Origin of the sequence: Mesorhizobium sp. B2-6-4 (assembly GCF_006441495.1) — a bacterium.
In the GTDB taxonomy this organism is placed as follows: Bacteria; Pseudomonadota; Alphaproteobacteria; order Rhizobiales; family Rhizobiaceae; genus Mesorhizobium.
The window spans coordinates 1-20518 of sequence record NZ_VFUE01000028.1 but is presented as its reverse complement, the minus strand read 5'-3'; the positions used below and the strand labels follow the sequence as shown (position 1 = coordinate 20518).

Here is a 20518-nt window from a genome sequence, read left to right as displayed (position 1 = left end):
CTTGAACGAACAGTCCTCTCCCGCAGACGCCGCATGGGCATTCCTGATTGACTTCTATGGGCGCGAGGGCGTTTCCGAAGCCTGCCTCGTCCTGCAGGACGAGGCAGGTCTGGACGTGGTGGAAATGCTGATGCTCATCTATGCCGACATAGCTTTGGGCAAGTCCCTTTCAAGCGATGAGATCGCAGCGCTGCGGGCCGCAATGTCAAGCTGGCGTGAAGACGTAGTGCTTCCGCTGCGCGCGCTTCGCCGAACATTGAAGTCGCCACGCGAGGATATCGCCGACAATGCGAAAGAACAGCTGCGCGCCCAGATCAAAAAAGCCGAGTTGACGGCGGAGCGGCTGCAGATCGATTTCGCCGCAAATTGGCTGGAGAATGCGACCGGTGGCGGCCCACCGCCGGTAGCGACCCTGTCGAGGCTGATTGCCGAACGCAGCCACAACGGCATGGTCGAAAAAGCACTGGCGCACATCATAGCGGTGGCGCAGACCGGCCAAGACGCCCCTACACGAGCAGCAGCCGCTCCCTAGACGCCGCGAGCACGCGGTGCCGGGCGTGTGAACTTAGCGCATCGCCCGAGGGCGTTTTGGACGTGATTACGGGCGTGTGGTTGCAGGAGGTTGAATTCCGATGACCATTCCGGCCGACCCGCTCGATCCCGGTGGCATCCGTGGCTTCGGTCGCCGGATGCGGGCCGGCGAGACGACGGCCGTTGCCGCGACTGAGGCCTACTTGGCGCGGATCGCCGCCTACGATCGCCAGCTGCAAACCTATGAACACGTGGCGGCATCAGCCGCGTTGCGAGCCGCCAAACTCGTCGACGAGGCACTCGCCGGCGGCGTTGATTTCGGCCCCTTGATGGGTGTTCCCATCGCGATCAAGGACATCATCGCCGTTGAAGGAATGCCGACAACGGCCGGCTCGGATGTCGATGTCTCGGACCTGATCGGCGGCCCGGGCGGTTTCATGCGCAGCCTTGCCGCCGCCGGCTGCGTCATTATTGGCAAGACCAAGGCCGTCGAGTTCGCGATGAGCGGCACAGGTACCAATTATCGGCGGGGTACACCGCGCAATCCATGGGATGCCGCTGTATTTCGACTGACCGCCGGCTCTTCCAGCGGGTCGGCGGCCGCCGTGGCTGCGGGCCTTTGCGGTTTTGCCATTGGCACCGACACCGGCGGCTCGATCCGCGGCCCGGCTGCGTTCTGCGGCGTGTTCGGTCTGAAGCCGACGGCGAACATCTGGCCGACGGATGGCAGCTTCCCGGTCTCGGCGACGCTCGACACTATCGGCCCGCTAACTCGTTCGGCCGAGGACGCCGCCATCGTTTGGGCCGCTCTTTGCGGCACTCCCGTGCCTCCGGCGGCAACGATCAGAGGAGTAAAGCTCGGCCGACCTCGGGCCCTTTTCGGCGACCTTCTGGACCGTCATGTGGCGGCTCGGCTGGAAGGCGCCTTGTCGACGCTTGCAGCCGCCGGCGTCACGATTGTGGAAATGGACATTCCGGAACTCGCCGAGATCGATCCGCTCTTCCGCACCATCAGCCTAGCCGAAATGGTCACCTCGTTCGGCCGCGAGCGGTTCCACCGCACGAGCGCTTTGATGAACCCAGACATTGCCGCCAGCATCGCCGCCGGGTTCGACATCACGCAGACCTCGTATGCGAGTGCGCGTCGGCGGCAGCAGGAACTTGTCCAGCTCAACACTGCCTGGTTCAACGGAATCGATGCCTGGGTCGGACCGGTGAAATGGAAGCTGCCGCCGGCATTTCCGGGAGATTTTACGTCTCTGTCAGCATCCGCCGCTCTTCTGGACGCCTGCGCCGGCCCTACTCGATCGGCAAATGTCCTCGGCCTCTGCGCGGCGAGCCTGCCGCTCCCCCATGCTCCGTCGACATTGCCTACAGGTTTGCAACTGATCTGTCCTGGCAGAGCAGACGAACTGCTCCTCTCCCTCGCCTGTACGTTCGAATCAGTACTGGGACGCTCGCCCTCCCCCGACCTCTCAGGCTTCGCTCGCTCGTGACCGGCTGTTCTTGCCCGCTTTTTTTGGGCTCGTTCAAAATATCGGGTGGGGACAGTAAATCAGGGTATGATTACCGGGTCTATATGTTGCTCCCGCCAGGTTGTTGCGGTCCAAAAGATCTTTGGCCTTTGACCTGACCCTGCAGGCATCCGAGCCCCCCGGCACAACGCCGTCGGGCTCTTCTTCTCGGGCGGCAGCGCAAAGTCCGCTCGGCGTGCACACCATATGTGTCTCAGCTCGGCCCTTTTTTACTTTGCGTTGGATTCAAGGTGAAATTAGGGGACGCAAGCGAGAGGTCGGCTTTCGGCATCAAGCGGGCTAAGCAGTCATTCAACTCCTGGCCTCAAGCAGCTCATGCACGCTCCACTTGACGGTGCGTGCCGCCCCAGCCGATGTCGGGTTTATCTATGTCGACGGCGAGACATGCCTTTGACCACGCTTATTGGGGGCGCCGACTGGCGAGCCGCTTCGCCATCATTAGCGATGGAACGGAAAAGAAACCATTCTGCATAAGACTGCTGCTTTTCGACGCACCTTTTCGAAACGTCGGAACGAGCGCTTTTCGCGCAGGCCTCGATGCCCCCATAGGTGAACCGGTTCCATGACGAGTCTGACAATACGCCACCGCATCCTCGTCAGTTTCGCTGCCGTTCTGGTGGTTATGTCCGTGATCGCCGTTATCGCGTACGCCTGGTTTCTTCAGGCGGAGCGGGAGGCAACTGAGGTCGAGAAGGGCATCCTTCCAGACCTCTATCACAGCACCGAGATCATGATGGGGCAGATGAAGGCACATAGCCTGCTTCAGGAATATGCCCTCCAGGACAACCCGTCGGATAAAAGCACGCTTGAAAGCACGATCGCGACCAATCGCGACCAAGTGCGGCGGTTGATGGACGAGTATGAAGCAACGATCGTCTCCGACATCGACAAGCAGAATTACGCAGTCGTCAAAGAACTCGCCAACCAATTTCGGCTGGCGGAAACTGCTGTGCTGGACACGAGCCGAGCTGCCTTGTCGAAAGGTGAAACTCCCAATGAAAGCCCGGTCATCAAGAACACGGTAGAGCCGATCTTTGTGAAATTGCAGTCCGCTCTGCAAGCCATGCTCGAGGATCACAGAGGCGAGGCAAACAGCGCGACGCAGCGGATCAGCTCAATCGTTAGCACGGCGGAAGTCGGTTTGAGCGTGGGCTTGTTGATAGCCCTCGGGCTAGCCCTTCTTTTGGGTTACCAGCTGTTTCGCGCTGTCACAGCTCCGCTCACACGTTTGGTCGACGCGGTTCAAATGATACGGCAAGGCGACTTCAGCGAACGCCTCGATCTGAGGCGCCGGGACGAATTCAGCGTGCTTGCCGACGGCTTCAACGCAATGGCAGACGATCTCACAACTCTCATTGGTCAGGTACAAAGGTCCAGCATACAGGTTGGCACGTCGATAACTGAGATTGCTGCAACCTCCAAGCAGCAGCAGGCAACAGCGACTGAAATCGCCGCGACCACGACCGAGATCCGCGCGACAGCCAAGGAAATTTCCGCCACTTCAAACGAGCTGGTTCGCACGATGAACGAGGTCTCGACAGTTGCCGAGCAAACGGCGGCCGTCGCCGGCGGAGGGCAAGAGGGGCTGACCCGTATGGAAGGAACCATGCAGCAGGTCATGGACGCGGCGGGTGCGATCAATTCCAAACTCGCAATCCTCAGCGAGAAAGCTGGCAGCATCAATCAGGTGGTGACGACCATCACCAAAGTGGCCGATCAGACGAACCTGTTGTCGCTCAACGCTTCCATCGAGGCTGAGAAGGCCGGCCAATATGGCCGGGGCTTTGCAGTGGTGGCGACAGAGATCCGAAGGCTTGCGGACCAGACGGCCGTCTCCACTTACGATATCGAGCAGATGGTCAAAGACATCCAGTCGGCAGTTGCTGCCGGTGTGATGGGCATGGACAAGTTTTCCGAGCAGGTCCGCCGGGGCATGCACGAAATCCAGCAGGTCGGCGGGCAACTCTTCGACATCATCCAGCAGGTCCAGGGGTTGGTGCCACGTTTCGAAGTCGCCAATGAAGGCATGCAAGCACAAGCGATCGGCGCGGGACAGATAAGCGACACGCTAACCCAGCTAAGCGAGGCAGCTCAGCAAACAGTCGAGTCCCTTCAGCAATCGACGCTCGCGATCGACGAGCTCAATCAAGTCTCAGGCAGCATGCGAGGTAGCATTTCAAGGTTCAAGCTGAGAGCACAGTGAACTGGCAGTAGGAGGTCATAATGTTATTCCTCGCCTTCAGTATGGGTTCGGATCGCTACTTGATCGATGTCCACCAAATTGAAGAGGTGCTGCCCTATATCGATGTCAAAGTTCTGCCGGGTGCGCCAACCGGTGTGGTGGGCCTGGTCAATTATAACGGAATACCCATCCCCCTGATCGATGTTACTCTTCTCGCGCTTGGCCGGCCATCGGAGCGCCTATTGAGCACCCGGATCGTTGTTACGCGCTACCCGGCGCGAGATGGCGAGCAACGCCTGCTTGGGTTGGTCGCGGAACGGGTGACGGATACGGTCGAGCGAGACCCTGCCGACTTCGCGCCGTTCGGCCTCGAGCCAGAAACGCCGTCTTATCTTGGTCCGGTGGCTTCGGATGGCACGGAGATCATTCAGTGGGTCAAAGCGGAAGCGCTGCTTTCGGAAGAGATTCGTACCGCATTGCTCCGCCAGGGCGCGATGAGTGTTTAATGACCGGCGCAATAGAAAAGCTCCTGATGGAAACCATTGGACTGGACAGTGCCAGCGTTGGCCCGACAGTGGTCCGTCAGGCGGTCAGAGACCGGATGGCAGCGTGCCGGATTGCCAATCCTCAGGCCTATAGGGAACACTTGACCGGTTCCCCGCAGGAGCTGCAGGAGCTGATCAATGCGGTGGTGATCCCGGAGACTTGGTTCTTTCGCGACCGAGAAGCGTTCACGATGTTGGCGCGGCATGCGCGCGTGCACAAGCATGCTCAGCCGACAAAAGTCTTGAGCCTGCCATGTTCAACCGGTGAAGAGGCCTATTCGGTCGCAATGGCCATGTTCGATGCCGGCTTTGAAGCGCACGAGTTCAACATCGATGCGGTGGACGTCAGTACCCGCAATATCGCGTTGGCTGAACGTGCCGTCTACGGGCGCAATTCCTTTCGCGGCAGCTATCTCGAATTCAGGGACCGCTATTTCGAAGCGGTCGAGGGTGGGTTGCGGCCCAGTGCTGCGGTGCTGAAACAGGTTCGCTTCAGGGTCGGCAACCTATTCGGTACTCGCGCAATTTTTGGGCAAGAGGTCTATGACATCCTACTCTGTCGGAATTTGCTGATCTATTTCAATCGCGAACTGCAGGATCGCGCATTGACCCGCCTGAAAGACCTCTTGGCCACGGACGGACTTCTTCTGGTCGGTCCCGCGGAAGCAGCACTTCCAAGGCTGCATGGCTTTATTTCCGCTGAATGGCCCTTGGCCTTTGCCTTCCTGGAATCGGAGCCCATCAAGGCCGCGGCGCCGACAACTGCTATCCCGGTGCGGACATCAACCCCGAAGCTCAACAAGAGCAAGCCCGTTCTTCCGCCACGACTGACCGTCGGCAAGGAAAACAGTGCGCCGGCCCTGGCCAAGCCCGTTGATCAGGTCTCGGAAAGCCTAGTCGCGGTTGAACGGATCGCCAATGCGGGTCGGGTAAAGGAGGCACAGGAGGTCGCCCTCGCCCATCTCGAGAAATTCGGTCCTTCCGCGCAAATCTTCTACCTGCTGGGCCTCGTTCAGGATGCGGATGGCGCTGCATCCAAGGCCGCGCAAAGCTATCGCAAGGCACTCTATCTTGCGCCAAATCATCGAGAGGCTCTGGTGCATCTGGCTTTGCTGCTTCGCAGGCAAGGCGACCACAGCGGCGCCGAGGCGCTGGCCGGCAGGCTGGTCCGGGTCCAGAAAAGGAGCGGCACCTGATGCCGGCTTCGACAAGGATCGCTCTGCCAGTGGAGCAGTTTGAAATTGACGACTGCTGGCGGCGGATAGGCGTTCGGGGTGACAAGTCCTGTCCCCAACTGGAGCAGCATCTCCACTGCCGGAATTGCCCGACCTACAGGAAGATTGCACGGCGCCTCCTTGATCGTGCGGCGCCCTCGGCATATCGCGGCGAATGGCCTGATGACGCTGGTCGTGCAGCGGTCGTTTCGGCGGACGATGAAGCGCCACAGACGGCCGTTCTCTTCCGGTTGGGGCACGAATGGCTGGCGCTTCCAGCTGGCATTTTTCATGAAGTGGCTGAATCCCGTCCCGTTCATTCCCTTCCACACCGCAGGAATAGTGCAGTGCTCGGCATCGCCAATGTCCGGGGCGAATTGCTGATTTGCCTGTCGCTCGCTGAATTGCTCGGGATCGACGAACCCAAGGAGGAGGAACAAGGCAGACGAGCCAAGATATTTCGCCGCCTCGTCGTGGTGGGCGAGCGGGACAAGCGGGTTGCTTTCACGGTTGATGAGGTCCACGGCTTACATCGCTACCGGGCACGCGACACTCTCGCTGTGCCAGCTACGATCGGCAAGACTCTGTCGGCGGCTACTGTTGCCGTTTTGCCCTGGCGTGAACGGGCTGTTGGCTGTCTCGACCCGGGACAACTGCTCACGATGATGGATCGGAGCATGGCATGACAGATGAGGACTTCAGTCAGGTTTCGATGTTGAGCCTTTTCCAGGCCGAACTGGAGACGCAATCACAGGCTTTGACCTCCGGCCTTCTGGCGCTCGAACGCGATCCTGTCGCCACCGACGCCCTGGAAGAATGCATGCGGGCCGCGCATTCGCTGAAAGGAGCAGCCCGCATTATCGATCTGACGCCCGCCGTCAAAGTTGCAAATGCAATGGAAGATTGCTTGGTCGCCGCGCAACGTGGGCATCTGAGGGTACGCAAGGAGCATATAGATGCGCTTCTGCAAGGCTCTGACCTTCTGAAATTGATCGCATCGGGATCATCGAACGAGAGCGTCAACCCGGAAGTCGAAAGCTTTCTGGCGAAGTTCGAGGAACTGTCCCTCCCCGAGCCCGCACCCCAAGATTCGGCAGCTGATTTCGCAACCCCAGAGCATAGCCGAAAGGAGCCGGCGGCAACCTCGTCAGCGAACCCCCTTGTCGAGCCGAAAGCTCAAGCCCGAGGGAGCATCGGCTCAGATAGAATGGTTCGGGTGACGGCAGACAGCCTGAACCGATTGCTCGGTTTGGCTGGCGAGTCGCTGATGGAAGCTCGGCGGCTCAGGCCATTCGCTGACGGGCTGCTGCGGCTGAAGCGCCTTCAATCAGATATCGCAAGTGCGTTCGACAATCTTGATGCAGTGCTGCTGCCGGTCGCAAAAGATGCGGCTGTGGTGGAGGCGCTGGTTGAAACGCAGCGAAAGCTTCGGTTGAGCCAAGCCTTCTTGGCGGAGCGTCTCGATGAGTTGGATTCAGTCGATCGGAAAGCCACCGATCTTGCCAACCGATTGTACGAGGAGACGTTGGCGAGCCGGATGCGGCCTTTTGAGGACGGGGTAAGACACTTCGCAAGAACGGTCCGCGACCTCGGTCGTACACTTGGCAAGCGGGTGCGACTGGAGATCGTAGGCGGCTCGACCGGCATCGACCGCGATATCCTCGAGCAGCTGGATGCCCCCTTGGGGCATCTTCTGCGCAACGCGGTAGACCATGGGCTTGAACCGCCTGATGAGCGCCTCGCAACCGGCAAACCCGAAGAGGGACTCATCAGGCTCGAAGCGAGGCACAATGCCGGACTGCTGCAAATAGCCGTGGTGGACGACGGCAGAGGGATCGAGCTCTCGAAGCTGCGCGAGACTGTCGTCGCCCGGCAGTTTGCAACCAGGGAAAGCGCCGACGCGCTCAGCGAAACGGAATTGCTGGCATTCCTTTTTCTGCCCGGCTTTTCGATGAAAGTTGGCCTGTCCGACGTCTCCGGCCGTGGCGTGGGACTCGATGCAGTGCAGGCGATGACGAAGGAGGTCCGCGGAATCACGAGCGTCTCCTCGGAATTTGGTCGAGGAACCCGGTTTCAACTGCAACTGCCGCTGACGTTGTCAGTCCTGCGCACCTTACTCGTCGAAGTCGATGGGGAGCCCTATGCGTTTCCACTCGCTGCCATCTCCAAGACAATGAAATTGCAGCGGGTGGAGATCAACCTCCTGCAGGGCCGCCCGCATTTTCGCTTGAACGATCGACAGATCGGGTTGGTGACAGCGCGCGAGGTGCTGGATCGAGGAGAGTCTGCGTCCGAACCAGAGGAACTCTCGGTCGTCGTGGTGGAAACGGGTCGGGGGGACGCCTACGGCGTAATCGTCGACCGTTTTCTCGGGGAACGCGAACTGGTGATCAGACCTCTCGATTCCCGGTTTGCCAAGATCAAGGACATCAGCGCAGCGGCCCTGATGGAGGACGGTTCGCCTGTTCTGATCTTCGACGTCGATGATCTGGTTCGATCGGTGGAAAAGCTTGCGTCGTCCAGCGGATTTCGAGCCCTTCGGCGAGCCGCGGGCGGTCCCGGACCGAGCAGACGCAAGCGCGTGCTGGTGATTGACGATTCACTCACGGTTCGCGAACTCCAGCGCAAGATGCTGGGCAATCACGGTTATGACGTCGAAGTGGCAGTCGACGGTATGGACGGGTGGAATGCCGTCCGATCTGGTCCTTTTGATCTCGTCGTCACTGACATAGACATGCCGCGCATGGATGGTATCGAACTGGTGAGCCTGATCAGAAAGGACGTCCATCTCAGGAACACACCCATCATGATCGTTTCATACAAGGATCGGGAAGAAGACCGCTCGCGCGGGCTTGACGCCGGTGCCGACTATTATCTGACCAAGAGTACCTTTCAGGACGAGGCGCTGATCCATGCCGTCGTGGACATGATCGGCGAGGCGACTGAATGAGATCGAAATTGGCGACCAACGAATGAGAATTGGCGTAGTCAACGACATGCCGATGGCGGTTGAACTTCTGCGCCGGCTGGTCATGTCGACCGGCGAACACCAAGTCGCATGGATTGCGACCAATGGGCGTGAGGCGGTCGAGGTCTGCAGACGTGATCTGCCGGATCTGATACTCATGGATCTAGCGATGCCAGAGATGGACGGGGTGGAAGCGACCCGCAGAATCATGGCGGAAACCCCATGTTCAATCTTGCTGGTGACCGCCAGTATCGAAGCCAACGTCGCCGGCGTCTACGAAGCGATGGGGCATGGCGCGCTCGACGCCGTCGATATTCCCTCAGTAGGCATCGAAGGTGATGCGTCCTCGCAATCCGCACGGCTGTTGACCAACAAGATAGCAACGATCGGCAAGCTGATCGGCGATGCGCCGGGCAAGGCAAGAAGGAGGATGTCCCGTGCGGCTGAGCCGACAACTCGACGGCTAATTGCAATCGGTGCCTCTGCTGGCGGGCCGGCCGCCGTTGCCGCAGTCCTGAGCGCGTTTCCCGTTGATTTCGCCGCCGCCATCGTGCTCGTACAGCATCTCGATGCCCAATTCGTTCCAGGCCTTGCTGATTGGCTCGGCCAGCATACGCCTCTCCCGATCCGTCCAGCGCGGGAAAACGATAGTCCTCAAGCGGGCACCGTTCTCATTGCCAGTTCCGCGGATCATCTGGTTTTCAAGTCAGCTCAGCAACTTGGCTATACGCCTAGCCCCGAGGACAGCGTTTATCGGCCGTCCGTAGATGTGTTCTTCGAAAGTGCCGCGCAATGGTGGCCTGGCTCGGTGATTGGAGTCCTGCTCACAGGCATGGGCAGGGATGGTGCGCACGGGTTGAGACAGCTCCGCGACAAGGGGCATCTCACAATCGCGCAGGATAGAGCAACCAGCGCCGTCTACGGCATGCCGAAGGCCGCCGCCGACGTCGGCGCGGCTGTTGATATTCTTCCTTTGAGTGCGATCGGCTCACGCATAATCGAAGCCCTTTCAGCGCTCCAGGTGAAAGGGTTCGTCCGATGACGCTAGAACCACAGCTGGTCCCACCACTTGCAGATAACTATTCATCCATGGTTCTGCTCATCGATGACCAGATCATGGTTTGCGAGGCGGTCAGGCGCGCTCTAGCCAGCGAGCCTGATATCTCGTTACACTTCTGCACCGACCCATTGAGAGCGATCACGGTCGCCGACGAGGTAAAGCCAACCGTCATCCTGCAGGATCTCGTCATGCCCGGGGTCGATGGGCTGCATCTGGTGCGAGAATACCGGAAGCATGCTTCGACACGCGCGGTACCAGTCATTGTGCTGTCGAGCAAGGAAGACCCAGCCACCAAGGGCGAAGCGTTCGCTGCGGGAGCGAACGATTATCTCGTAAAGCTTCCGGATCGTATCGAGCTGATTGCACGCGTTCGATATCACACGCGGGCCTATCTGGATCACGTCCAGCGAGAAGCTGCATACCGAGCGCTAAGGGAAAGCCAGCGACAGCTGATCAGTGCTAATCTCGAGCTTGAACGTCTGACGCGGATCGATGGCCTGACGGGCCTCGGCAACAGGCGCTATTTTGACGAATATCTGGCGTCTGAATGGAAGCGTGCTTTTCGCGCACAATCCCCATTGTCGCTGTTGATGATCGATGCCGACAACTTCAAACGATACAATGATACCTATGGCCATATGGCCGGCGACGAGGTGCTCAAGCAAATCGCCCGCGTAATCCAGAGCGGTTCCGGCCGTTCCACCGATCTCGCTGCGCGGTACGGAGGCGAAGAGTTCGTCGTCGTGCTGGTCGACACTTTACTGGAACAATCCAGTGCGATCGCAGAGCAGCTCGTCCAGAGCGTGCGGGAGCTGAACATACCCCACGGCTCGGATCGCGTGACCATCAGCGTTGGCGTCGCAACAGCGGTGCCCACCGAGAACGAAACGCCGAAGGATTTCGTCAATGCCGCCGATCTGGCTCTTTTTCGTGCCAAATCGGAAGGACGAAATCGTGTTGCGCTTCAGATGTCCCGCGCTTGACGAGTGGCTAGGCAAACCGCAGCAGGCTCCAAACATTTGAAAATACGTTGAATGCACCCCGCTCGCCGGCCTTCAAGAAGGTCTATGCCGACCAGCTCGCTCATTCCGCAGTTGGACATCAAAAACTCATCGCCATTGCATTTGGCTGAAGCGGGCGCCGCAGTTCTGCTCTGACAGGAGCGTGGACCGCAAGCAGTTCGTTCCACTCCACCGAGTTTTCTGCTTGAATACCTCTAAAGCCATCCATGGAGGCCCCTTCCATTCTGAATGATCCCTTCGCCCCCTTACGACAGCGTTTCCTGGCTCGGTGCGCCACTCAACTCGCGGAGTTGAGGGCGGCGCGTCAGAGAGGCCCGTCAGTGGGCTCCAACGACACCCTGATTCCCACCGCGCACTCGCTCGCCGGGGCCGCGGGGACATTCGGGTTTGCGGAGATCAGCGCGCGGGCATCGGCGTTGGAGACATTGCTGATCGAGCAGGCGGACGATGGGGCCTCGCACGCCGCACTCGATGCGCTTATCACGGAGATCGAGCGGACGCTGAAGTGACTCAGCAGACGGGGCTCACTTCTTCGCGCCGCCCAGGCCGGTCCTGGTCATCTCACCCCAGCTCTGGTCAGCCCGAAGAAATTGCCACCAGCCCTTCACGCGCCAGAAATTGTTGAGCTGGCGGTAGCCGAAATTCTCGATCACGGCGACCGCCGTCAATACCGCGAGGTCCCTGGCGCGGGGAAAACGCTGCAACTCGGCCTCTTCGAGAACGAGGGAGCATACGCTCACGCAGACGCCATAGGTGAAGATGAGCGAGGTGAAGGCCAGAAGATATTCGGCCGAAAGGACACCGAGCAGCCAGAAGGCGGGGATGAGGATATAGCCCAGCACCTCCGCCACCGGTCCCAGAACGTCGACAATGAAGATGTGGCCGAAGCCGAGAAAGCCGACGCGGCCATAGCGCGGGTTGAAGAGCATGGAGCGGTAGCGGAAGAAGCATTCGAGCGAGCCGCGCTGCCAGCGCGTGCGCTGCCGGGCAAGGACGCTCAGCGATTCCGGCGCCTCGGTCCAGCACACCGGCTCCGGAATGAACTGGATGCGGTATTTGCGCTTTTTATCCCGCATATAGCGGTGCAGCTTGATGACGAGGTCGAGGTCCTCGCCCATCGAACCCTTGGTGAAGCCGCCGACCGCCACCACTTCGGCCCGGCGAAACATGCCAAAAGCGCCGGAGACCAGCATCAGTGTGTTGATGCGGCTCCAGGCAAGCCGCGCCATCAGGAAGGCGCGCAGGTATTCGACCACCTGGAGCAGTGGCAACAGACGGCGTGGCAGACGGACTTCGCGCACCCTGCCTGCCTCGATCCTGGAGCCGTTGGCGATGCGGATCGTGCCGCCGACGGCAATGGTGCGCTCGGGGTCGTCGATGAATGGCTGGGCGGCACGCATCAGCGCGTCGGGCTCAAGGATAGAGTCGCCGTCGATGACACAAAAGAGCGGCGCGCGACAGACATTGATGCCGGCGTTCTGGGCGTCGGCCTTGCCGCCGTTCTCCTTGTCGACGACGAACAGCCGCTCGGTCATCGGTGACGAATAGAGGCCGCGGATCGGATTGTGCGCGAGCGCCTCCTCATAGGGCCGATGGAACTTTACCAGCTTGAACGCCTCGATGAGGCGCAGCAAGGTCTCGTCTTTCGAGCCGTCGTTGATGACGATGACCTCGAAATTGGGATATTCGAGCGCCAGCATGGAATGGACGCTCTCGACCACGTTCAAGGCCTCGTTGTAGGCGGGCACCAATAGCGCGATCGGCGGCGCGACATCGCCATAGCGGTGCCAAAGCAGCGCCGAGCGCGCGACCGGTGGGCGCTTGGACAATGCATAGCCGGCGACGATGAGCTGCAGGAGGTATATCGTCGTCTGCGCCAGCCCGGCCCCGATGATGAACCAAGACAAGATGGTGGCGGCAAGAACGATCTCGTCGCTCCAGTCGGCGATCATACGGCTGGTCCCTCGGCAAGAATGAGCGAGGCGGTGCGCTGGCTGCGCGAGACCTCACTGTCGGCAATCTGGCGCAGCAACCGCTCTCCCGGCTGGCCGAAGGAGCGCAGCGCGTTGGCGGCGGCATAGCGCACGTTCCACACCTCGTCGCCCATTAGCTTGGATAGCGGCCGGCCAAGTTCGGCGAGGCCGAGGCGGCCGGCTGCATCGGCGGCCGCGCTGCGCACCTCCCAGTCGCCTTTTGTCATCGCGGTCGAGAGGATCGCCGGCGCGTCGGCATTTCCGGTGAGGCCGAGCGCCCGCAGTGCCGCTGCGGCAACCTCGGGCGAGGCGTCGTCGGCCAAGCGGGCGAAGAGATCGGCGAAGCGGAAGCCGCCGGCGCGGGCCAATGCGTCGATCGCGGCCGCCCTTATGAAGGGCACGGCGTCGGCGCGCGCGGCATGGTCCGCCAGTTCCTCCAGGCGCGCGTGCGGAAAGCGCCTGAACAGCTCGATCAGGCGTCGCGAGCGCTGCCCGGCCACGCCGATCTTGCGCAGCGCAATGCCGAGCGGCGGCAGGCTGTTCAGATCGCAGAGCGCTATGGCGACGGCGATCCTGACCTCGCGCGAGCGGTCGTGGTCGAGCGCGGAAAGCAGGCTTGCCACCGCACCTTCCGAGCGCAGCGCCGCCAGCATCTCGGCCGCATGGATGCGTTCGGCGCCGTTGCCCTTTTCCAGTTGCCTGCCGACAAGGGCCGGCAGGCCACATTCCTTGAAAGCAGCAAGGACATCGTCGTGCTCCTCGCCGCGCAAAAGCGAAATGAACTCGAAGCCGGTATTGATCGCCACGCCAGCCGGCACCGAAAGAATGGCCGTTTTCAACACCTCGCGGTCGCGGCTCTCGGTGAAGGCGATCAGCGCAGTCAGAAGCTGACGCCGCTGGTCGGCCGCAGCCTTGCTCCGGCGCTCCTGCAGGACGCGTCTCGCGATCAGGAACAGCATGATCACCAGCGAAAGAGCGCTGAGCAGTATGGAGAGATCCCAGATGTACCACATGGTCAGAACCGCGCGGTCAGGCCGAGACCGAATGTATTCCGGTCGAATCTCGGTCGTTCTTCATGCGCGATGCTGGCGCGCAACGTCAGCGGATCGCTGATGTCCCAGGAAACACCACCAAAGACCGCGCGCGTCGGCACCAGCGTGCCGTCGGAGATTTCGGGAGCGTCGGCATAACCGCCGAACACGTTGAAGTGCGGTGTCGCAGCAAGGTCGACGCGAAGCACATAACCGTCTGCGCCCGTGCCGATATCATCCTGCGCATGAACCCAGCGGGCGGAAAGCCCCAGGCGGCCGTCTAGGATAGAGGTCTGCACCCATGGCGAGATGCTGGTGACATTTGTGTCGGCGAAATTGTCGTACCGGGCGTCGATGTTGAGCGAAAGCGGGCCGAACGCCTTTGCCGGCGCCATGACCTGCCACGAAGCCCCGGCGCCGATCGAATAGCGCGCGAGGAAATCAGCGTCCGGCGTCGCCGCCGCCAGAGCATAGGCAGAGAACGCCGGCGAGAAGGCCTGGTCGATACGGCCTTCGATCTGGACGTCGGTGCGGCCGAAGCGTGTGGCCAGCCGGGTGCGACCGGAAATCGTGGTGCGCGGCGACAGCCGATAGGCAAGGCCTGCCGAACTGTCGGTCCAGTCGCCGAGCTCGCTGGTGAGATCGCTCACCTCGCTGCCGAGGTCGAGCCGCCATTTGCGCGGCGGCGGCACGGCCAGCCTTTGCTCGATATCGAAAGAGCCAGGCTCGACGGCGAGCGCTTGGCTGTAGGCATCCCGCGCGTCCTCCTCTTTACCCTCGGCGCGGCGCACATCGCCGAGCCCGACCAGCGCCTCGGCATTGCGCGGATCGGCCGCAAGCACGCGCTGGAACGACTGCCCGGCCCGCGTGTAATCGGCCTCGAGCAAAGCCACTCTCGCATCCAGCTCGAGCGCCTCGACATTGCCTGGCACTGAGGCCAGCACGCCATCGACCAAGCGGCGGGCGCTCGGCGCGTCGCCCCGCCAGATCGCCAGGCGCACCTTGCCGAGCCGCGCGTCGAGAAGGCCCGGCTTGATCGCAAGCGCGCGGTCGAAGAAAAGCCCCGCCTCGTCGAAGCTTTGGCTGGAGCCGACGACCAGGCCAAGGGCGACGAGGATGTCGGTGTTCTTCGGCGCCAGTCCCAGTGCCCGGCGATAGACTTTCTCCGCCTCGGGCAGCTTTCCCGCCGCTCGCAGGCGTCTGCCCTGCTCCATCAGACCGGCGACGGGATCGGGCCGCCGGCTAGTCGGTTTCTTTGTCGGCGCCGGAACCGCGGGAGACCGTCTCACCTCACTGCCGGCGGCTTGCTTCGCCTTCTGGATATTCGCGATAAGCGTGGCGGCGTCAGCGTTGCCGGGCTCGGCCCGCAGGGCCGTTTCGGCTAGCGGAAGCGCGGCATCCAGATTGCCCGAGCGGAACTCGACCTCAGCCATGCCAAAGCTGGCGTCCCGGTAGGTTGGGGCCAAGGACAGGGCATTGGAAAAAGCGTCGCGCGCCGCCGACAGATTGTCGCGGCCGAGTTCGGCAAAACCGAGTTGCACCAAGGCGTCGGCGTTATCGGGTTTAAGCGCAAGGGCGCGCCGTAAAAACTCCACCGCCTCGTCAAAATGCTGCGCTTGCCTGGCCTTGACGCCGAACTCGTAAAGTTCATCCACCGTCTGCGCCAGCACCGCGCCCTGGGGCGCAGCGATCGCCAGGATCAGAGATGCGCCAAGGGCTGCGCACCGGCAGCGCCGCATCAGCGTTTCCCGCTCTTTCGCGCGAGCAGACGCGCCAACCGCGCCAGAAGCTCCTCGGGGATGAATGGCTTCACAAGGTAGTCGTCGGCTCCTTTTTCGAGGGCCGAGACGATGTCCCTTTCGCCCTTGCGGGCGGTCAGCATGACGACCGGGGTTTCGGACAAAGCCGGATCGCCCTTGATGCGGGCAAGGACCTCCAGGCCGTCGGCCTTGGGCATCATCGCGTCGAGCACGATGATGTCCGGCGCCTCATGCTCTGCCTTCGAGAGCGCTTCCGCCCCGTCTACTGCTTTGATGACCTCATATCCCTTTGCCCTGAGCCTGAATTCCATCAGCTCGATCAACAAGGGATCGTCATCGCAAATCAGAACTCTTGCCTTCGCTCCGTTCACCAGCCTTGCTCCGGTTCCGTCGCCCCCCGGAGTGATCCCATGAACCGACATCCGCCAATGCGGTCCATGCAGACAGAAATATTCGTCTCGACTCTCTCATCGACGTCCGCCGATGCCACGCGATTACAGACAACCTGATTCGCTGCGCCTGCACCTCGGCACAATCAGTAGATGAATAAGGCGACATGGTATAGGAGCCCTGAACGGCATCGCACAGTGTGCAGACAAACTGCGCTCGGTGGCCAAGCCATACGTCGGCTCAGGTGCGCGATAGAAGCAATCTTTTGACTTCACCGGCAAGCGCAAGTGGGTCGAAAGGTTTGGCGATCACCCCCACCGCCCCCATAGCCAGATAGCGTTCGACCTCATGCGTCTGGGTGCGCGCGGTGATGAACACCACGGGTATCGACGCCGTCGGCCGGGACTCGGCCAGGCGCCTCAGCGTCTCCGGTCCGTCCAAGTCCGGCATCATCACATCGAGCAGGATGAGGTCGGGCCGCCATTCGGCGGCATCGGCCAGCGCCTGCATGCCCGAAGAACAGGATCGCACCTCGAATTCCGGCTCGAGCTCCAGCGACATCTGGGCGATTTCGCGGATATCGTCCTCGTCGTCTACATAGAGGATCCTTGCGGGCATTAGCATCACTCCTTGGCGTGCGCGGCAGGCCGAGTGCCATTGCGGGACGAAACCAACATGTTCCGTACCAACTTTGCCACATCGATTTCCGACGCTCTGGTCTTGGTCATGATCGCCTGCACCCGATCGCCGAGCTTCTGGTCGAGTTCCGCCGCCGAGAACACGATGACCGCAGTCTCGAGCGGCAGATCGGTCAGGAGGTCGAGGCCCGATCCGTCGGGAAGCGCGATATCCAGGATGACTAGGTCGAAGCGATAGCGGGCGATCGCCTCCTGGGCCTGCTTTAGTGTCTTCGCCGAGGTGATCGAGACGCCCGAACCCAGCCCTTCTGACATCACCGCAAGCACGCCCTCATCGTCTTCGACATGCAGGATTTGTGGCTTCGGCTCGACCCTACGGCCGACGATCTTGGCAAGAGCGGCGTGAAGCCGTTTCGAATCCACCGGCTTCTCCAGCCAGTCGACGATGCCGACGGCGCTGCCGTTCAGCGAGCGCCTGGCCTCGTCGGCGACGGCGGAGATGACGATGACCGCAATGTCGGAATTCACCGGTGATGCCCGTATGTCGTGGAAGAGCTTGATTCCGGATTCCCCCGCCAGCTTGATGTCGAGCGTCAGCGCCACGTAGTCGCGCGAGCTCAGCAGCGCCTTGGCGGTGTCGATATCGGGCGCGACGTCGCTGGCAAAGCCTTCTGCATCGAGAAGTGCTGCGATCACCACAGCAATGTCAGGCTCGTCCTCGCAGATGAGGACACGCAGGCGGCCATCGCGCTTGCGCGCCCGGCGCTCGACCGAAACCGGCTTCTCGGTCTGCCTGTGCGCTTCGGGGAGGTCAATGTGAAACGAGGTTCCCTTGCCTTCCTCGGTTTCGAAGGAGATGCCGCCGCCCAGCTTTTCAGTGATGGCCTTGACGATGCTCAAGCCCAGGCCAGTACCGCCTATCTTGCGAGTGCTGGAGGCGTCCGCCTGCTCGAACTTCCCGAATATGCGACTGCGGAACGCCTCGGGGATGCCAGCGCCCTGGTCCACGACCGAGATGCGCAGCATATCGGGGGCACGACGATGGAGTTTCACCGTGACGATGCCATCAGTGTGCGAGAACTTGATCGCATTCGACAGCAGGTTGGCCATCACCTGATGCAGGCGATCCGGATCTATGTTGGCTTCGGCGCGCGGGGCATCGTCGACCAGGACGATCCTGATTCGGCTGTCGGCCATGTAGTTGGTGCTGGCGGCAATCGCCTGTTCCAGGACCGGGCGGACAGCCATCTGCCTGATCTTGAAGGTGATCACGCCAGATTCGATCTTCTCCATATCAAGGATGTCGTTGATGAGAAGAACCAGCCTTTCACTGTTGGTGTGGGCGATGTTGACGAGATTGGCGGCCTTGGGCGGCAGTTCGCCGGCGACGCCGGCCGCGATCAAACCAAGTGAGCCGCGGATGGAGGTCAGTGGAGTGCGCAATTCGTGGCTGACCGTCGAGATGAAATCGTTCTTCAGCTGGGCATTTCGCTTTTGCTCGGTGATGTCGCGATTGTAGGTGATGACGCCGCTGATCTTGCCGGTCTCGTCGCGGAACGGTGCCTTCAGCGTGTAGAGCCAGCCTTGTCTGCCGTCCGGGAAAACCGCCGGCTGGTCGATGCGCAGCGTCTGCCCGGCTTCCAGAGCGCCCATCTCATCCTGCCGGAAGCGCTCGGCCACGTCCTTAGAGTAGAAATCGAAATCCGTCTTGCCGATAAGCTGTTCGACCGAAGCGGCGCGCATCATTTCGGCAGTAGCGGGATTGGCGGCGATGAACCGGCCGTCGACATCCTTAATGTTCAGGCAATCCGGGAGTTCGCGGACCATGGCCCGGTAGATCATGTTGGACATCGCAAGATCGCGCCGCCGCTGCTGCCGGTCCAGCAGAACGCTTATGAGGACGGTGCTGAGGAAGCGGAACACGAGTGATGGGAGTGTGCTCTGCTGCACCAGGTCGGCAACGACTTGCGAGGGGATGATCAGGAGCGTGATCAGCCCGGCGAAAGCTACCGACACGCCGAGTCCGAATATGTCGAACATGGTGCGAGACCGGGCAGTAACGATGTGGTGCCACGCAATACCGACTATAGCGGTGATGAGGATCCCCACGACACCGACGCTCGCGCCCTGTCCACCGAGATAGATGCGATAGGCAATGGAGCCGGCAGTAGCGATGAACATCGCCGGCCATCCACCGAAGAACGCGGCAGCCGCAATGAAGGCGGCGCGGAGATCGACGACGAAGCCGGAGACGGATAAGCCCGTCGCCATGGAAATGATCGCGCCCATGCACATGACCACACCAAGAACCAGCGACTGCATCCGCGTCGACAGACGCCCAGTGAAGTCCGCCACAAGATCCCAGGCGACCACGAGGATGGAGACCAGGGCAAGATTGGCGAGGAGTGACTGCCAGAACTCGGTCATGACTTTCCCGCTCCTTTTCCCGATAGATACCGCCAAAACCTATCCGAGGTCTAAAGAAGCTACAGGCTCCGGCCCTCTGCCAGTTGAGGCTCGCTGCTCGAAGTCGCGTCGGTGGTTAATCCGCGCGTCGACAGCCCTCTGGCCGAGCCTGCCATAGCCCGGGCGGAGCCATCCTCTCCGCTCGCGGTTTGGGCGAGCAACCCAAAGGGAGAGCTTCATGACACAATCGCGCGACTGGTTGATACAGTGGCTGAGGGACGCTCACGCTATGGAGGAGCAGGCGGAGACGATGCTCTCCGGGCAACTGTCACGCCTCGAGAGCTATCCGGAGCTCCGCAACCACATCCGTCAGCATCTCGACGAGACGCGGCAGCAGGCCTCGCGCCTCAAAAGCTGTCTTGACCGGATCGGAGAGGGATCCTCCGCGATGAAAGACGCAGGCGGCAAGCTCACCGCCATGGCCCAGTCGATCAGCGGCGTGTTTGCCGGCGACGAGGTGATGAAGGGCTCGCTCGCCAGCTATACTTTCGAGCAATCTGCGCGAAGAGGAGGCGATGGGGGGATTGGCTCAAGAGCCATCTCGCCGAGACGACGCAGATGTTCCTGTCTCGCGCCGCGGCCGACAGCGATGCCGCGAAACGGTGACGCCCAAATGGCGCGGGCGGACTTTTTTTCTGGCGATCGGGTCCGCTGGGCGGCTCTTGCGCCGGCCGCTGGGTCTTAGGTCGCAGCTAAGAGCCCGCTTCTCCTCCCACAAGAGCGGACTCTTGTCTCGAGTTTATGATCGGCCGCGGATTCGTCAGGGCACGGGTGGGGCAACATGAAGCGACTTCTGTCATATCTCGCCGCAATGGCTGAGCCCGGCTTCTGGATCGCCCTGGGGCTTTTGGCGCTGCCTTACGCAAGTGGGCGTATTCGTCCTCATTAAGACATGCCGGTGCCTCTGATCGCTCAGGCTTCCAGCCGCCCATGCGCGGACCTTAATACACCATCGTTGAGAGCACTTTCGGGTCTCACTGTCATGATCGCAAAGGGGCCGCGTGACCGACGAGGTGGGGATGCATCGACCGATGAAGTTGCAGGGCGCGTGTTGAGCAATCCGCTCGGTGTTATTGCGGGGTTGCTCCCATTCTTGCGCGTGGCGCACCATATTAGCCATTTGACGGGCGCAGATGCCGGTTTGCGGGGACTCGCCCACCAAGAGGCTCTAGAGTTGCGAGTGTAGTCTGCTGGCCAGCCAGT

17 protein-coding genes are annotated in these 20518 nt (G+C 61.2%); 11 read left to right on the top strand and 6 right to left on the bottom strand.

The genetic code is table 11. The annotated features are described in order from the left end of the window. Nucleotide 1 precedes the first annotated feature (1 nt). The 10 genes from FJ426_RS28255 to FJ426_RS28210 all read left to right on the top strand — a co-directional run bounded on the left by FJ426_RS28255 (nucleotide 2) and on the right by FJ426_RS28210 (nucleotide 11566). Complete coding sequence (locus FJ426_RS28255) at nucleotides 2-532, top strand: TIGR02444 family protein (protein WP_181167695.1); 531 nt, start codon at nucleotides 2-4, stop codon at nucleotides 530-532. Nucleotides 533-632: 100 nt separating this feature from the next. Next, nucleotides 633-2027 carry an amidase gene (locus FJ426_RS28250; protein WP_140560676.1) on the top strand — a complete coding sequence of 465 codons (1395 nt, stop codon included), beginning with the start codon at nucleotides 633-635 and terminating at the stop codon, nucleotides 2025-2027. 601 nt (nucleotides 2028-2628) lie between these two features. Then, complete coding sequence (locus FJ426_RS28245; RefSeq protein ID WP_140560675.1) at nucleotides 2629-4269, top strand: methyl-accepting chemotaxis protein; 1641 nt, start codon at nucleotides 2629-2631, stop codon at nucleotides 4267-4269. 20 nt (nucleotides 4270-4289) lie between these two features. Further along, nucleotides 4290-4754 carry a chemotaxis protein CheW gene (locus FJ426_RS28240; RefSeq protein ID WP_140560674.1) on the top strand — a complete coding sequence of 155 codons (465 nt, stop codon included), beginning with the start codon at nucleotides 4290-4292 and terminating at the stop codon, nucleotides 4752-4754. Beyond that, nucleotides 4754-5989: a protein-glutamate O-methyltransferase CheR gene (locus tag FJ426_RS28235; protein WP_140518207.1), complete on the top strand. Its 1236-nt coding sequence runs from the start codon at nucleotides 4754-4756 to the stop codon at nucleotides 5987-5989. The genes FJ426_RS28240 and FJ426_RS28235 overlap by 1 nt, the downstream gene beginning before the upstream one ends. Beyond that, on the top strand, nucleotides 5989-6693 hold the full coding sequence (locus FJ426_RS28230) for a chemotaxis protein CheW (RefSeq protein ID WP_140518208.1): 705 nt from the start codon (nucleotides 5989-5991) through the stop codon (nucleotides 6691-6693). The genes FJ426_RS28235 and FJ426_RS28230 overlap by 1 nt, the downstream gene beginning before the upstream one ends. Next, nucleotides 6690-8957 (top strand): hybrid sensor histidine kinase/response regulator, encoded by a 2268-nt coding sequence (locus tag FJ426_RS28225; RefSeq protein WP_140560673.1) that lies wholly within the window; start codon nucleotides 6690-6692, stop codon nucleotides 8955-8957. Before FJ426_RS28230 ends, FJ426_RS28225 begins: the two co-directional genes overlap by 4 nt. A gap of 22 nt (nucleotides 8958-8979) precedes the next feature. Then, complete coding sequence (locus FJ426_RS28220; RefSeq protein ID WP_140518210.1) at nucleotides 8980-10017, top strand: chemotaxis response regulator protein-glutamate methylesterase; 1038 nt, start codon at nucleotides 8980-8982, stop codon at nucleotides 10015-10017. 47 nt (nucleotides 10018-10064) lie between these two features. Then, the gene (locus FJ426_RS28215) at nucleotides 10065-11018 is read left to right on the top strand and encodes a PleD family two-component system response regulator (RefSeq protein ID WP_281405099.1); all 954 of its coding nucleotides are present in this window, start codon (nucleotides 10065-10067) and stop codon (nucleotides 11016-11018) included. 245 nt (nucleotides 11019-11263) lie between these two features. Further along, the gene (locus FJ426_RS28210) at nucleotides 11264-11566 is read left to right on the top strand and encodes an Hpt domain-containing protein (RefSeq protein WP_181165450.1); all 303 of its coding nucleotides are present in this window, start codon (nucleotides 11264-11266) and stop codon (nucleotides 11564-11566) included. A 15-nt stretch (nucleotides 11567-11581) separates the two neighbouring features. Here FJ426_RS28210 and FJ426_RS28205 read toward each other — a convergent pair whose 3' ends face one another. From FJ426_RS28205 to FJ426_RS28180, 6 genes are all read right to left on the bottom strand, one after another. Beyond that, complete coding sequence (locus tag FJ426_RS28205; RefSeq protein WP_181165449.1) at nucleotides 11582-13009, bottom strand: glycosyltransferase family 2 protein; 1428 nt, start codon at nucleotides 13007-13009, stop codon at nucleotides 11582-11584. Then, complete coding sequence (locus tag FJ426_RS28200) at nucleotides 13006-14043, bottom strand: HEAT repeat domain-containing protein (protein WP_140518212.1); 1038 nt, start codon at nucleotides 14041-14043, stop codon at nucleotides 13006-13008. Before FJ426_RS28200 ends, FJ426_RS28205 begins: the two co-directional genes overlap by 4 nt. Before the next feature lie 2 nt (nucleotides 14044-14045). Then, nucleotides 14046-15800, bottom strand: coding sequence for a YaiO family outer membrane beta-barrel protein (locus tag FJ426_RS28195; protein WP_140560672.1), 1755 nt, complete (start codon nucleotides 15798-15800; stop codon nucleotides 14046-14048). Next, nucleotides 15800-16192 carry a response regulator gene (locus tag FJ426_RS28190; protein ID WP_140500730.1) on the bottom strand — a complete coding sequence of 131 codons (393 nt, stop codon included), beginning with the start codon at nucleotides 16190-16192 and terminating at the stop codon, nucleotides 15800-15802. The genes FJ426_RS28195 and FJ426_RS28190 overlap by 1 nt, the downstream gene beginning before the upstream one ends. Before the next feature lie 259 nt (nucleotides 16193-16451). Then, complete coding sequence (locus tag FJ426_RS28185; RefSeq protein ID WP_140500731.1) at nucleotides 16452-16829, bottom strand: response regulator; 378 nt, start codon at nucleotides 16827-16829, stop codon at nucleotides 16452-16454. A gap of 5 nt (nucleotides 16830-16834) precedes the next feature. Then, on the bottom strand, nucleotides 16835-19276 hold the full coding sequence (locus tag FJ426_RS28180) for an ATP-binding protein (protein WP_140500732.1): 2442 nt from the start codon (nucleotides 19274-19276) through the stop codon (nucleotides 16835-16837). A 217-nt stretch (nucleotides 19277-19493) separates the two neighbouring features. Between FJ426_RS28180 and FJ426_RS28175 the strand changes: the two genes are divergently transcribed. Next, nucleotides 19494-20000 (top strand): DUF892 family protein, encoded by a 507-nt coding sequence (locus FJ426_RS28175; protein WP_224684750.1) that lies wholly within the window; start codon nucleotides 19494-19496, stop codon nucleotides 19998-20000. The last annotated feature ends 518 nt before the right edge of the window (nucleotides 20001-20518 follow it).

Bases quoted from the DNA above. Each gene is read 5' to 3' on its own strand.
- FJ426_RS28195 (WP_140560672.1), bottom strand. From the start codon at position 15,800: ATGCGGCGCTGCCGGTGCGCAGCCCTTGGCGCATCTCTGATCCTGGCG.
- FJ426_RS28225 (WP_140560673.1), top strand. From the start codon at position 6,690: ATGACAGATGAGGACTTCAGTCAGGTTTCGATGTTGAGCCTTTTCCAG.
- FJ426_RS28180 (WP_140500732.1), bottom strand. From the start codon at position 19,276: ATGACCGAGTTCTGGCAGTCACTCCTCGCCAATCTTGCCCTGGTCTCC.
- FJ426_RS28175 (WP_224684750.1), top strand. From the start codon at position 19,494: ATGACACAATCGCGCGACTGGTTGATACAGTGGCTGAGGGACGCTCAC.
- FJ426_RS28185 (WP_140500731.1), bottom strand. From the start codon at position 16,829: ATGCCCGCAAGGATCCTCTATGTAGACGACGAGGACGATATCCGCGAA.
- FJ426_RS28240 (WP_140560674.1), top strand. From the start codon at position 4,290: ATGTTATTCCTCGCCTTCAGTATGGGTTCGGATCGCTACTTGATCGAT.
- FJ426_RS28215 (WP_281405099.1), top strand. From the start codon at position 10,065: ATGGTTCTGCTCATCGATGACCAGATCATGGTTTGCGAGGCGGTCAGG.
- FJ426_RS28235 (WP_140518207.1), top strand. From the start codon at position 4,754: ATGACCGGCGCAATAGAAAAGCTCCTGATGGAAACCATTGGACTGGAC.
- FJ426_RS28200 (WP_140518212.1), bottom strand. From the start codon at position 14,043: ATGTGGTACATCTGGGATCTCTCCATACTGCTCAGCGCTCTTTCGCTG.
- FJ426_RS28220 (WP_140518210.1), top strand. From the start codon at position 8,980: ATGAGAATTGGCGTAGTCAACGACATGCCGATGGCGGTTGAACTTCTG.
- FJ426_RS28250 (WP_140560676.1), top strand. From the start codon at position 633: ATGACCATTCCGGCCGACCCGCTCGATCCCGGTGGCATCCGTGGCTTC.
- FJ426_RS28230 (WP_140518208.1), top strand. From the start codon at position 5,989: ATGCCGGCTTCGACAAGGATCGCTCTGCCAGTGGAGCAGTTTGAAATT.
- FJ426_RS28245 (WP_140560675.1), top strand. From the start codon at position 2,629: ATGACGAGTCTGACAATACGCCACCGCATCCTCGTCAGTTTCGCTGCC.
- FJ426_RS28210 (WP_181165450.1), top strand. From the start codon at position 11,264: ATGGAGGCCCCTTCCATTCTGAATGATCCCTTCGCCCCCTTACGACAG.
- FJ426_RS28205 (WP_181165449.1), bottom strand. From the start codon at position 13,009: ATGATCGCCGACTGGAGCGACGAGATCGTTCTTGCCGCCACCATCTTG.